The sequence below is a fragment of the Nonomuraea mangrovi genome, from assembly GCF_042681425.1.
GTDB classification, from domain to species: domain Bacteria; phylum Actinomycetota; class Actinomycetes; order Streptosporangiales; family Streptosporangiaceae; genus Nonomuraea; species Nonomuraea mangrovi.
On the sequence record NZ_JBHUFV010000003.1, the window covers coordinates 776,032 to 788,449 of the forward strand.

Below are 12,418 nucleotides of genomic sequence, written 5' to 3' on the forward strand. Positions count from 1 at the left end.
GATGACGGATCCGGCAGCGCCCGTGGAGGAGGCCGTCACCGCAGCGGCCGCCGCCGCGAGCACGGCCACCACGATCGAGGCGGCCGCCGCCAACCCGCTGCGTGACCCGCGGGACAAGCGGCTGCCCAGGGTGGCGGGCCCATGCGTGCTGGTACTTTTCGGCGTGACCGGTGACCTGGCGAAGCGGAAGTTGCTGCCGGCGATCTACGACCTGGGCAACAGGGGGCTGCTGCCGCCTGGTTTCTCACTCGTCGGGTTCGCCCGCCGCGACTGGGCCAACCAGGATTTCGCGCAGCTCACGCATGACGCGGTGAAGGAGCACGCGCGCACGCCCTTCCGCGAGGAGGTCTGGAAGCAGCTGGCCGAGGGCATCCACTTCGTGCCTGGCGAGTTCTCCGACGACGGCGCCTTCGACGCGCTGGCGATGGCGTTGAAGGAGATCGACCAGACCAGGGGCACCGGCGGCAACTACGCGTTCTACCTGTCGGTGCCGCCGAAGTTCTTCCCCACCGTGGTCAAGCAGCTCAAGCGCACCGGCCTGGCCGACGCGCCCGAGGGTTCGTGGCGCCGCGTGGTGATCGAGAAGCCGTTCGGGCACGACCTGAAGAGCGCGCACGAGCTGAACAAGATCACCAACGAGGCCTTCCCGGAGAGCTCGATCTTCAGGATCGACCACTACCTGGGCAAGGAGACGGTCCAGAACATCATGGCGCTGAGGTTCGCCAACAACCTCTACGAGCCGATCTGGAACCGCGGCTACGTCGACCACGTGCAGATCACCATGGCCGAGGACATCGGCCTGGCGGGGCGAGCGGGCTACTACGACGGCATCGGCGCGGCCCGCGACGTGATCCAGAACCACCTGCTCCAGTTGCTGGCGCTGGTCGCGATGGAGGATCCCACCTCCTTCGACGCCAACGCGCTGCGCAGGGAGAAGGAGAAGGTGCTCAAGGCGGTGCGGCTGCCCTCCGACCTGTCGCTCTACACCGCCCGCGGGCAGTACGCGGCCGGCTGGCAGGGCGGCGAGAAGGTGGTCGGGTACCTGGAGGAGGAGGGCATCCCGCCCACCTCCACGACCGAGACCTACGCGGCCATCAAGCTGGAGATCGCCAACAGGCGCTGGGCGGGTGTGCCGTTCTACCTGCGCACAGGCAAGCGGCTCGGCCGCCGCGTCACCGAGGTGGCGGTGGTCTTCCAGAAGGCGCCCCACCTGCCCTTCAGCAAGGACGACACCGAGATCCTCGGCCACAACGCCCTGGTCATCAGGGTGCAGCCGGACGAGGGCATCACGGTGCGGTTCGGCTCGAAGGTGCCGGGCACCGCGATGGAAGTGCGGGACGTGTCGATGGACTTCGCCTACGGCGAGTCGTTCATGGAGTCGTCGCCCGAAGCGTACGAGCGGCTGCTGCTGGATGTGATGATCGGCGATCCGCCGCTGTTCCCGCACCAGCGCGAGGTCGAGCTGTCGTGGAACATCCTCGACCCGATCGAGGAGTTCTGGGCCACCCAGGGGCAGCCCGAGGAGTACCCCGCGGGCACGTGGGGCCCGCCGTCGGCCGATGAGATGATGGCCCGCGACGGCCGCGTGTGGAGGCGACTGTGAACGAGCACAGCGAGAGAACCATCGAACACAGCACTTCGGAAGTCATCGGACCGACGAAGGAGGGCTCATGACTTCCTTCATGTTGACGGACACGACCGCCGGCAAGATCTCCAGCCAGCTCACCCGTCTGCGCCACCAGATGGGCGCTCCCGCGATCGGCATGGTGCTGACGCTGGTGGTGGTCTGCGACGAGCGTGACCAGTACGACTCGGTCCGCGCCGCCACCGAGGCCGCCCGCGAGCACCCTTCGCGGATCCTCGTGGTGATCAAGCGGGAGACCGACGAGGCCAACAGGCTCGACGCGGAACTGCGCGTCGGCGAGGCCACGCCCGGCGAGGTCGTCGTGCTGCGCCTGTACGGCGAGCTGACCGACCACGCCGACTCGGTGGTCAGCCCGCTGCTGCTGCCCGACACCCCCGTGGTGGCGTGGTGGCCGGGCGAGGCGCCCGCCATGCCCGCGCAGGACGCGGTCGGGTCGCTGGCCCAGCGCAGGATCACCGACGCCAAGTCCGCCCACGACGGCGTCAAGGCGCTGGCCGGCAGGGCCAAGGGCTACGCTCCCGGCGACACCGATCTGGCGTGGGCGAGGCTGACGCCGTGGCGCAGCCTGCTGGCCGCGGCGTTCGACCAGCCGGTGGGCAAGGTCAAGAAGGGCTTCGTCGACGCGGCCGCCGGCAACCCCAGCGCGCCGCTGATGGCGGCGTGGCTGTCGGAGCGGCTGGGCGCTCCGGTGAAGGTGGCCGAGTCCACCGGGCCCGGCCTGACCGCGGTACGGCTGTCGCTCGACGGCGGCGAGATCGCGGTCACCCGTAGCGACGCCCGCCTGGCCACCCTGTCGCGTCCGGGACAGCCTGACCGGCACGTGGCGCTCGCCCGCCGTACCACCTCGGAGCTGCTGGCCGAGGAGTTGCGAAGGCTCGACTCCGACGAGATCTACGAGGTGGCGCTGAAGCGGCTGGCTCGCTCGCACAAGTCCTGAGCTCCCGTCCGAAGGTCCCCGGTTCGACTGAACCGGGGACCTTCGGCCGTCGACCTCCACGCCGCTCTCGTTCCGAAGCCGCGGGCAGGGGCGCGATCCCGGCCGCGCGCCCGAGAGGCGGACGCGAGCCGACAGGTCGCCGCTCGATAGGGTGTGATCGTGAGCGTTCCCAACGTAGTCGTGCATCGCGACGCCGACGTGCTGGCCAAAGCCGTCGCCGCGCGGATCATCACCCGCCTGGTCGACGTGCAGTCGGCGAGGGGTTCGGCGTCGCTGGTGCTGACCGGTGGCACGGTCGGCATCGCCACCCTGGCCGCGATCGCCGAGACGCCCGCGCGTGACGCGGTCGACTGGCGCAAGCTGGACATCTGGTGGGGTGACGAGCGCTTCCTGCCCTCCGGAGACAAGGAGCGCAACGAGACCGGGGCCCGCGAGGCGCTGCTCGACCACGTCGACCTCGACCCCGAGCGCGTCCACGTCATGCGGGGGCCCGATTCCGGCATGACGGCCGAGGAGTCGGCCGACGCCTACGCGCAGGAGCTGCGCAAGGCCGCGCGTCCCGAGGACCACGGGCCCGTCCCCTCGTTCGACGTGATGCTGCTCGGCATGGGGCCCGACTCCCACGTGGCCTCGCTGTTCCCCGGCAACCCCGCCGTCTACGACACCCGTCCCGTGGTGGCCGTGCACGGATCGCCGAAGCCGCCGCCGGTGCGCATCTCGATGACCTTCCCCACCCTTCAGGCCTCGCGCGAGGTGTGGGTGGTGGCCGCGGGCGAGGAGAAGGCCGGGGCCGTACGGCTGGCGCTGTCGGAGGACTCGGGTCGGATGCAGGTGCCGGCCGCCGGCGCCAGGGGGCGGCAGCGCACGCTCTTCCTGCTCGACAGGGCCTCGGCGGCGAAGATCCCGCCGGGACTGGGCAGGATCGCCTCGCCGTGAAGCGGGGCGTCGTCGCCACAACCACCGGGCCATAAGCGGATTTGACACTAAATTTTAGGTCTTGTCAGCCCCGGGCGTGTTTTTTACCTTCATGGTCATCGACCTACGAAGGGAACGCCCCCCATGGTCTTACGCAACGTGGCCTTACGTCGCTGGGCCGCGGTCATCGCCGCGGCCGCCGCCGTACTCGCCGGCTCCGCTCCCGCCCTCGCCGACCCCGAGCCTTCGGGCAAGCTGGTCACCCCCAGCGCGGAGCCAGAGAACCTCGTTCCCGGCACCTACATCGTGGTCCTGAGGAACAGGCCCGAGGTGTCGAGGGCCGCCACCGACCTGACCGCCAAACACGGCGGCACCACGTTCAGGGAGTACCGGCACGCGCTGCGCGGCTTCGCCGTCCACGCCAGTGAGCGGCAGGCCAAGCGCCTGGCCGCCGACCCGTCGGTCGAGTACGTGCAGCAGGTGGTGGTGCACCGGGCCTCCGACACCCAGCCGAACCCGCCCTCGTGGGGCCTGGACCGCATCGACCAGCGCAACCTTCCGCTCAACGCCTCCTACACCTACGGGCCGACCGGTGCGGGCGTGCGCGCCTACATCATCGACACCGGCATCAGGCCCACCCACAGCGACTTCGGCGGCCGGGCCTCGATCGGCTTCGACGCGATCGGCGACGGCCAGAACGGCAACGACTGCCACGGCCACGGCACTCACGTGGCAGGGACGACCGGCGGCTCCTCCTACGGCGTGGCCAAGGGTGTGACGCTGGTCGGCGTCCGGGTCCTCAACTGCGAGGGCTCGGGCACCACCGACCAGGTCGTGGCCGGCATCGACTGGGTCACCGCGAACGCCGTCAAGCCCGCCGTCGCCAACATGAGCCTCGGGGGCAGCGCCGACGCCGTGCTCGACACCGCGGTCAAGAACTCCATCGCCTCGGGCGTCTCCTACGCCATCGCGGCGGGCAACGGCCTGTTCGGACTGTTCGCGCTGGACGCCTGCACCCAGTCACCCGCCCGCGTCCCTGAGGCGATCACCGTATCGATCACCAACAGCTCCGACACCAAGCCGTCGTGGGGCAACCGCGGCACGTGCGTGGACCTGTTCGCGCCCGGCTACAACATCACCTCGGCGTGGAAGGATTCGGACACCGCCTCGAGCACGATCAGTGGCACCTCGATGTCCACCCCGCACGTCACCGGCGCCGCCGCCCTCTACCTGCAGGGCCACACGGGAGCCACTCCCCAGCAGGTGCGCGACGCGATCGTGAACAACGCCACGACCGGCGTCGTCAAGAGTCCCGGCAGCGGCTCGCCCAACCGCCTGCTCTACATCCCGGGACTGTAGCCCCGCGGTCCCAGCCCCGCGGACGCGCCCCTGTCCGCGGGGCGCCCGGGTGTCAGGCCAGGGCGTCGATCTCCGCCAGCAGTGCCCGCTTGCCGTCCTGCCCCAGGTAGGAGGCCTGTACGGCATTGCGGGCGAACTGCGCGAGCTGCGCCTGCCCCATCCCGAACACGTGGGCGGCGACGCGGTACTCCGCGGCCAGCGTCGTGGCGAACATCGGCGGGTCGTCGCTGTTGAGCGTGACGAACAGCCCCTCCTCCAGCATGCGCGGCAGCGGGTGATCCTCGATCCGCTTCACCTGTCCCGTGCAGACGTTGGAGGTCGGGCAGACGTCGAGCGGCAGCTGCGTCTCCCTCAGGTGGGCGACCAGGCGGGGATCGTCGAGGGAGTTGATGCCGTGCCCGATCCGCTCGGCGCCGTAGCCCTCGATGACCTCCCACACCGTCTCGGGCCCGGACATCTCGCCACCGTGCGGGACGCTGTGCAGTCCGGCCGCGCGGGCGGCGGTGAAGGCGTCACGGTAGGCGTCCCGGTAGGCGGGCCGCTCCTGCTCGATCCCGCCGATGCCGAAACCTACCAACGCGGCGGGAGGTTCGTTGAGCGCGTGGTCCAGCGTGACACGGGCCGCCTCGGTCCCGTACTCGCCGGGGATGTCGAAGATGTAGGCCATCTCGACGCCGTGCTCGTCGAGCGACCGGCGCGCGGCCACGTCGAGCGCCTCGGTGACCGCGCGCATCGGCAGCCCGCGGACCCAGTGCGCGTACGGCGTGACCTGTAGTTCGACGTAGCGGCAGTTCTGCGGTGCGAGGTCGCGGGCCAGTCCCACCACCAGCGACGCGACGTCCTCAGGCTCGCGCACCAGGGCGTTGACCGCCTGGTAGACCTCGGCGAAGTGCGGGAAGTCGCGGAAGGTGTAGAAGGCCCGCAGCTCCTCCTCACCAGTGGGCACGCCGCTGTCGGGATGGCGGCGGGACAGTTCGAGCACGGTGGGCACCGAGGCGGAGCCGACCAGGTGCACGTGGAGTTCGACCTTGGGAAGGCGGTCGATGAAGTCGTCGATCGTCATGTCGACGACCCTAGGCATGCGCTCCCGCTGCCAGAAAGGCTTTGGGCGCGAATCTGACAACAACTCGTAAGGTTCAGCCTGCCCACGCGCGGGTGAGGGGAAGCAGCACGCCGTCGACCGCCTCGGCGGCGAAGGCGTCGTCGAGCGGCGGCCCGATGAAGATCAGACGGTGCCAGACGAGCGCCTCCACGATCTCGAACAGCCGTCCCGCCTCGACAGTCGCGGGAAGTTCCCCCCGCGCCGCCGCCCGCTCGATCAGCAGCGAGGTGCCGGCCAGGTCGCGCACCGGCATGTGCTCGCGCAGCGTTCTGGCCAGCTCCTGGTGGGAGACGAGTGTGGACGACAGCCCCATGATGAGCCCGTGCTTGCGCTCGGCCGCCGCCGACAGGCCCCTGACGACCTCGACGAGGTCGCCGCGCAGCGATCCTGTGTCGGGAACCGGCGGCACGTCCATGTCGAAGCGGCGGCAGATGACGTCGACGACGAGCTCGGGCTTGCCCGCCCAGCGCCGGTAGATGGTCGCCTTGCTGGCCTTGGCGCGCTTGGCGATCTGGTCGACGGACATCCGGTCGTAGCCCATCTCCGACAGCAGGTCGAAGGTGGCGTCGAGAATGGCCTTCTCCCTGCCGGGATCCAGTGATGGCACGCGTGGGTCCTTAGTTGTAGGCGAACTCCTGGAATCGTACGCCGGTGAGCTCAGCGGAGATCTCCCACAACCGCGCGGCCAGCGCCTCGTCGAGAGCGTCCTTGCTGGGGGTCAGCGGCTTGGACCTGGGCCCGAGGTACTCACCTCCCCTGATGAGCGGCGAGGTGGCCGCGTAGAGGGAGGGCACCGCCCCGTCCTCGGCGCTGTGGAGGAAGAGCTTCAGCAGCGGCCGGAAGGGGCCCACGCTGAAGAAGTTGGTGGCGGTGGCGCCGGGGTGGGTGGCCACCGACAGCAGCGCCGAGCCCGCCCGCCTCGCCCTGCGCTGCAGCTCGAAGGTGAACAGCAGGTTGGCCAGTTTGGAGCGGCCGTAGGAGCTCACCTTGCCGTAGCCGCGCTCCAGGCCGAGATCGTCGAAGTCGAGTTTGCCGAACTTGTGGGCGTCGCTGGCCACGTTGACCACCCGAGGGGCGGGCGCGGCCAGCAGGAGGGGCAGCAGCAGCCCGGTGAGAGCGAAGTGGCCCAGGTGGTTGGTGCCGAGCTGCAGCTCGAAGCCGTCCTTGGTCTCGCCGCGCGGGATCATTCCGAGGCCCGCGTTGTTGATCAGCAGATCGACGCGCTCCACACCCGCGGCGAACTCCCTCACCGAGGACAGGTCGGCCAGGTCCAGCCTGCGGAAGCCGACGTCGGCGCCGGGGACGTCGCGCAGGATGCCCGCCACGGCGGCCCTGCCGCGTTCCGGGTCGCGCGTGGCGACGGTGACGGTCGCGCCACGCCTGGCCAGTTCACGCGCCGTGGGCAGGCCGATGCCGCTGTTGGCGCCTGTGACGATCGCTGCGAGCTCGGACATGGAACCCTCCAGGTGTACGAAACGGTTTCGTACACCACTCTAACGGTCGAGCCGCGCCCGCGCGTGCGCCTCCTCCCTCCTGGCCACCTCCGCCCGTTGGTCGGCTTCGGCGAGCTTCCTGCGCGCCTTCGCCAGCTTCCTCTCCAGGTCGGCGACCTTCGCGGCCCGCTCGTCCCTGTCCTTGACCGCCTGCGCCAGCGTGGCCCGCCATTCCTCGTGGGCGGCGGTCGCCTCGGCCAGTTCCCTGGCCTTGCGCTCCTCCGCGGCCCGCCTGTCCTCCTCCGACGGCTTGCGGGCCGGGCGGGACGCGGGGATCGGGGCGGGAGCGAAACCGCTGTAGCTGAGGGGCTTGGCCAGGCGGCCGCGCCGTACCTCCTCGGCGGCGCCGGCGTCCACGGTGGCGGCATCGAGCGTCTGCTCCACCTCGGTCCCCGCCGAGGACGCCAGCCGCATCAACCGCTGGGAGAGCTTGGAGCGCCGGCCGGTCAGCTCGCCCAGCGCGTCGGCGTCCTGCGCCGCCCAGGCCGCACGCAGTTCCTCGCCCAGCTCCAGCAGCTCGGCCAGTTCGGCGGGATGATCGCGGGAGAGCTGGTTGACCGCCCACGCGGCGGCCGTGGGCTTGCGCAGCGCGGCCACCTGACGTGCGAGATCAGGACGTCCCGCCTGCTTGGCGGCGCGAGCCTCGGCCTCGCGGGCGGCGATGAACTCGGCCAAGGGAAGCGAATAGAGCCGGTCGGCGATCTCGTCAAGATCCACACTTGACAAGTACCCCACATGGCCGGATTTGTAGCGCATAGTGGAAGCAGCCAACTCGAGCGGAGGCCCCCGTGTTCGAGCGCTTCACCGACCGTGCCCGCAGGGTGGTCGTCCTGGCCCAGGAAGAGGCCAGGACGCTCAACCACGACTACATCGGCACCGAGCACCTGCTTCTGGGGCTGCTCCACGAGGACGACAGCATCGCGGGGATGGTCCTGCAGGACTGCGGCGCCGACCTCGGCGAGTTGCGCGAGGCGATCGAGGAGATCATCGGGCAGGGCTCCTCCCCTCCGGGAGGCCACATCCCCTTCACCCCGCGCGCCAAGAAGGTGCTCGAACTCTCGCTGCGGGAGGCCCTGCAGCTCGGGCACCACTACATCGGCACCGAGCACGTCCTGCTGGGGCTCATCCACGAGGGCCAGGGCGTCGCCGCCCAGGTGCTCGTCGAAAGAGGGCTCGACCTGAACAGGCTCAGGCAGCGAGTCGTCCTGAAGCTCGGCTCCGCGTCCCCGAGGGACCGGCTGCACCTCGACCACAGGCTCCAGCAGATCCAGGAGAGCCTCGACAGGATCGAGCGGCGCCTGGACACCCTGGGCGCGCCCGCTGACATCAAGGACACCGGACGGCTCGGCGACGCGAGCGAAGGCTAGAGCGAGACGTCCGTCGCCCGCCTCGCCTCCACAGACGCGCCTCACCCCGCTGTCAGGTGATTCTCAGAAACGCGGTGCAACCTGCCGGTATTCGGACAGACCGGAGGGCGCCACATGCACGCTGACGACAACCACGACCGGGGCCTCGCCTTCGACCTGCCGGGGCTGCTCGACCGGCGCGGGGCGCTCGGGCTCCTCGGTGGCGCGGTGCTCCTCGGCGCAGTCGGGTGCGCGGGCGAGGCCGGCTCCTCGGCCGCGCGGGCAGCCGCCGGGGAGATCCCCGACGAGACGGCAGGGCCGTATCCCGGCGACGGCTCCAACGGCCCGAACATCCTCACCCAGAGCGGCGTCGTCCGCCAGGACATCCGCGCCGGCTTCGGCTCGGGGTCGGCGACCGCCGAGGGGGTGCCGCTGACCATCGAGCTCACCGTCACCGACGACGGCGCCCCCTACCGGGGCGCGGCCGTCTACCTGTGGCACTGCGACCGCGAGGGCCGGTACTCGATGTACTCGGAGGGGGTCACCGGCGAGACCTACCTGCGTGGCGTCCAGGAGGCCGACGCGAACGGCCTGGTCCGCTTCACCAGCGTCTTCCCCGGCGCCTACGCGGGACGCTGGCCGCACGTCCACTTCGAGGTGTACGGCAGCCTCGCCGAGGCGACCAAGGCCGGCGAGCAGGTCAAGACCTCGCAGCTGGCCTTCCCCGAGGACGTCTGCACGACGGTGTACGCCACCTCCGGCTACGAGCAGAGCGTCACCAACCTGACCCGGTCGTCGCTGGAGGACGACAACGTCTTCGGCGACGGCTACGAAAGCCAGCTGGCGACCTTGAGCGGGGACGTCTCGGGCGGCTACACCGCCAGACTGGCCGTGCCGGTCTGACCGGGCGCTCCATCGGATCGCCTCGGAGTGCGGCGGCGCCGCCGAGCTCGCCCCTGTGGCCTTCGGGCTCGGCGGCGGTCGCGGTGGCCTCAGACCTGAGCCGCCGGCGCCATCCGGCCGGTGGCCATGCGGGCCTCGACCACGCCGGGATCGTCGGTGTAGTGCAGGTCAGCGCCCAGGCTGATCATCAGGCGGCGCATGCGGGTGTTGTCCGACAGCATGCTGGCGCGGATCTCGGCGAAGCCGTGGTCGCGGGCGAGATCGACGAGGATGCGGGCGAGCCTGGCGCCCAGCCCGCGGCCCTGCCAGCCGTCCTCGACCAGGACGGCGATCTCGGCGCTGCCCGGGTCCTGCGTGTACATGAGGGAGGCCAGAGCGACCACCTGGCCGTCACGGCAGGCCACGACCGACTCGCCGCGGTCACGGTCGCACAGCCGGTCGAACAGGCGCGGTGGCAGAGCAGGCATGGCGGTGAAGTAGCGGAAGCGGCGCGACTCCGGCGAGCAGCGGTCGTGCAGGTCGCGTACGGCCTCGCGAAAGGCCTCCGTCAGCGGGCGCACCTCGACCTCGACGCCGTCGGCCAGACGCAGCGCGCGGTCGGCCGGGCTCGGCTCGACGGGGGGCTGGGCCAGCCGTACGAGGGCGGCCGCGCGGGCGGCCTCGGTGAGGGTGAAGGGCAGCTCGCCGCGGCGCAACCGGATCGCCCGCTTGGGGGCGACGGGTACGACGAGCTGATGCGGGTCGGGCAGATCACTCACGTGATCACCGTAGGACCACCGGGCGGAGTCGGCGCGCAGTAGCTCGGCGAGGAACTCGGGCAGGCGCCAGGGCTGGGCGCGCAACCGCAGGGCGAGGAGCAGGGCGCGGGTGGGCTCGTCGGCCAGCTCGTGGGCGGCGGCGGGCACGACGTGGACGCGTCGGCCGCCTGCGGCCTCGATCGCCGCGACGACGTCCTGGGCGGAGGCGGGGACCTCGGCGACGAACTCGTCGACGGTGCCGTCGGTGTCGGGCTGGACGGACAGTCCCAGGATGTTGCCACCGCGCGCGGCCAGCGCGGCCGTGAGCGAGGCGAGGCGTCCCGGTCGTTCGTCGACCGTGGTGCGGATGCGCAGAAATGCCATGTGAGTGCTCCCCTCCGTTGCCGTTCCAGGATGCGGGAGATCTGTTACGCGCCTGCTACGCGGTGGTGGCCCCGCAGTTTCGTCTGCCGGATTCGCCCGCCGGGTGCGGTGCCGGGCGGGACCGCGGTCGGCCGACGCCCGAATCCGTGGCGGGATGCGCGAAGATGTGCGGATATAGCAGGATGTTGCCTCATGAGTACGCGTGTTCCTTCGTTCAGCGACGACTTCGTCAACGGAGACGTCTCCTTCTGGCATCGCTCCCTCGGCGACCCGTCCCCCGCTCCCGCCCTCGACGGCGACCGCAGGGCGGACGTGGTGATCGTGGGCGCGGGCTACACGGGCCTCTGGACGGCGTACTACCTCAAGCGGGCCAGGCCGTCGCTCGACATCGTGGTGCTGGAGAAGGAGTTCGCCGGATTCGGCGCCTCAGGACGCAACGGAGGCTGGCTGACCGGCGACCTGGCGGGCACGCACGAACGCTACGCCAAGACGCACGGCGTGGAGGCCACCAGGCTGTTGCAGCAGGAGATGTACTCCTCGATCGACGAGGTGATCGAGGTCTGCGGCAAGGAAGGCATCGACGCCGACATCGTCAAGGGCGGGGTGCTCAACGTCGCCAGGGGCAGCGCGCAGGCGGCCAGGCTGCGCGCGTCGGTCGCCGCCGGCTCCAGGTGGGGCGTCGAGGCCGAGCTGCTGACCCCCGAGGAGCGTGAGGCCAGGCTGCGCGTGGCGGGCGCGGTCCAGGCCTCCTGGAGCACCCACTGTGCCAGGATTCACCCCGGCAAGCTGGTGCGGGGGCTCGCCAAGGTCGTCAGGGAGTCGGGGGTGGAGATCTTCGAGCGCACGCCGGTCGCCGAGATCGCGCCGCACAGGGCCGTCACGCCGTACGGCACCGTCACCGCCGACTACGTGATCAGGGCCACCGAGGGCTTCACCGCCACGATCAAGGGTCTGCGGCGGCAGTGGCTGCCCATGAACAGCTCCATGATCGTCACGGAGCCCCTGCCGGACGCCTTCTGGGAGCAGGTCGGATGGGAGGGCTCCGAACTGCTCGGCGACATGGCCCACTACTACATGTACGCCCAGCGCACCGCCGACGGCCGCATCGCCTTCGGCGGCAGGGGCAGGCCCTACCTGTACGGCTCGCGCGTGGACGCCCGCGGGCACACCCACGACTGGACCATCGAGGCGCTGTGGTCGCTGCTGGTCGACTTCTTCCCCGCCGCCGCCCCCGCCAGGATCGCCCACGCCTGGTCGGGCGTGCTCGGGGTGCCGCGCGACTGGTGCTCCACCGTCCACGTGGACCACTCCACCGGCCTCGGGTGGGCCGGCGGCTACACCGGCCACGGCGTCACCACGACGAACCTGGCAGGCCGTACCCTGCGCGACCTGATCCTCGACGAGCCGAGCCCGCTCACGGGGCTGCCGTGGGTGGGCCGCGAGGTGCGCGCGTGGGAGCCCGAGCCGCTGCGCTGGCTCGGCGTCCACTCCATGTACCGCCTCTACCGCGCGGCCGACGCCCGCGAACGCTCGATGCGCCGTACGTCCTCCCTGGCCCGCATCGCCGATCTCATCACCGGTCACTAAGGAGTACCTG

General features: G+C 70.9%; 12 protein-coding genes. 7 read left to right on the top strand and 5 right to left on the bottom strand.

The features are described 5' to 3' along the window. Position 1 precedes the first annotated feature (1 nt). The 4 genes from zwf (at position 2) to ACFSKW_RS03810 (ending at position 4,856) form a co-directional block, all read left to right on the top strand. Complete coding sequence (zwf, locus tag ACFSKW_RS03795) at positions 2-1,603, top strand: glucose-6-phosphate dehydrogenase (protein ID WP_379569114.1); 1,602 nt, start codon at positions 2-4, stop codon at positions 1,601-1,603. A 67-nt stretch (positions 1,604-1,670) separates the two neighbouring features. After that, entirely contained in the window at positions 1,671-2,582 is a 912-nt protein-coding gene (gene opcA, locus ACFSKW_RS03800) for a glucose-6-phosphate dehydrogenase assembly protein OpcA (protein WP_379569116.1), read from the top strand. Positions 2,583-2,741: 159 nt separating this feature from the next. Next, entirely contained in the window at positions 2,742-3,518 is a 777-nt protein-coding gene (gene pgl / locus ACFSKW_RS03805) for a 6-phosphogluconolactonase (RefSeq protein ID WP_379569118.1), read from the top strand. 123 nt (positions 3,519-3,641) lie between these two features. Next, positions 3,642-4,856: a S8 family peptidase gene (locus tag ACFSKW_RS03810; protein WP_379569120.1), complete on the top strand. Its 1,215-nt coding sequence runs from the start codon at positions 3,642-3,644 to the stop codon at positions 4,854-4,856. A 52-nt stretch (positions 4,857-4,908) separates the two neighbouring features. Here the strand turns inward: ACFSKW_RS03810 and add are convergent, their stop codons facing one another. From add to ACFSKW_RS03830, 4 genes are all read right to left on the bottom strand, one after another. Next, positions 4,909-5,919 (bottom strand): adenosine deaminase, encoded by a 1,011-nt coding sequence (gene add, locus ACFSKW_RS03815; protein WP_379569122.1) that lies wholly within the window; start codon positions 5,917-5,919, stop codon positions 4,909-4,911. 73 nt (positions 5,920-5,992) lie between these two features. After that, on the bottom strand, positions 5,993-6,565 hold the full coding sequence (locus ACFSKW_RS03820) for a TetR/AcrR family transcriptional regulator (protein ID WP_379569124.1): 573 nt from the start codon (positions 6,563-6,565) through the stop codon (positions 5,993-5,995). A 10-nt stretch (positions 6,566-6,575) separates the two neighbouring features. Further along, entirely contained in the window at positions 6,576-7,412 is an 837-nt protein-coding gene (locus ACFSKW_RS03825; RefSeq protein WP_379569126.1) for an oxidoreductase, read from the bottom strand. A gap of 39 nt (positions 7,413-7,451) precedes the next feature. Beyond that, positions 7,452-8,168, bottom strand: a complete 717-nt coding sequence (locus ACFSKW_RS03830) for a hypothetical protein (protein ID WP_379569128.1) — start codon at positions 8,166-8,168, stop codon at positions 7,452-7,454. A 71-nt stretch (positions 8,169-8,239) separates the two neighbouring features. Here ACFSKW_RS03830 and ACFSKW_RS03835 point away from each other — a divergent pair, with 71 nt between their 5' ends. Both ACFSKW_RS03835 and ACFSKW_RS03840 read left to right on the top strand, forming a co-directional pair. Continuing rightward, positions 8,240-8,818, top strand: a complete 579-nt coding sequence (locus ACFSKW_RS03835; RefSeq protein WP_465264720.1) for a Clp protease N-terminal domain-containing protein — start codon at positions 8,240-8,242, stop codon at positions 8,816-8,818. Positions 8,819-8,932: 114 nt separating this feature from the next. After that, entirely contained in the window at positions 8,933-9,700 is a 768-nt protein-coding gene (locus tag ACFSKW_RS03840; protein ID WP_379569130.1) for an intradiol ring-cleavage dioxygenase, read from the top strand. 89 nt (positions 9,701-9,789) lie between these two features. On the opposite strand, the gene ACFSKW_RS03845 is transcribed toward ACFSKW_RS03840, so the two are convergent. Next, positions 9,790-10,821, bottom strand: coding sequence for a GNAT family N-acetyltransferase (locus ACFSKW_RS03845; RefSeq protein WP_379569132.1), 1,032 nt, complete (start codon positions 10,819-10,821; stop codon positions 9,790-9,792). Between the two features lie 192 nt (positions 10,822-11,013). On the opposite strand from ACFSKW_RS03845, the gene ACFSKW_RS03850 reads away from it, so the two are divergent. Beyond that, complete coding sequence (locus ACFSKW_RS03850; protein WP_379569134.1) at positions 11,014-12,408, top strand: NAD(P)/FAD-dependent oxidoreductase; 1,395 nt, start codon at positions 11,014-11,016, stop codon at positions 12,406-12,408. Positions 12,409-12,418: the final 10 nt, after the last annotated feature.

Coding starts and splice junctions, on each gene's coding strand:
- zwf (WP_379569114.1), top strand. CDS start 2: ATGACGGATCCGGCAGCGCCCGTGGAGGAGGCCGTCACCGCAGCGGCC.
- opcA (WP_379569116.1), top strand. CDS start 1,671: ATGACTTCCTTCATGTTGACGGACACGACCGCCGGCAAGATCTCCAGC.
- ACFSKW_RS03850 (WP_379569134.1), top strand. CDS start 11,014: ATGAGTACGCGTGTTCCTTCGTTCAGCGACGACTTCGTCAACGGAGAC.
- ACFSKW_RS03845 (WP_379569132.1), bottom strand. CDS start 10,821: ATGGCATTTCTGCGCATCCGCACCACGGTCGACGAACGACCGGGACGC.
- ACFSKW_RS03825 (WP_379569126.1), bottom strand. CDS start 7,412: ATGTCCGAGCTCGCAGCGATCGTCACAGGCGCCAACAGCGGCATCGGC.
- add (WP_379569122.1), bottom strand. CDS start 5,919: ATGACGATCGACGACTTCATCGACCGCCTTCCCAAGGTCGAACTCCAC.
- ACFSKW_RS03810 (WP_379569120.1), top strand. CDS start 3,642: ATGGTCTTACGCAACGTGGCCTTACGTCGCTGGGCCGCGGTCATCGCC.
- ACFSKW_RS03840 (WP_379569130.1), top strand. CDS start 8,933: ATGCACGCTGACGACAACCACGACCGGGGCCTCGCCTTCGACCTGCCG.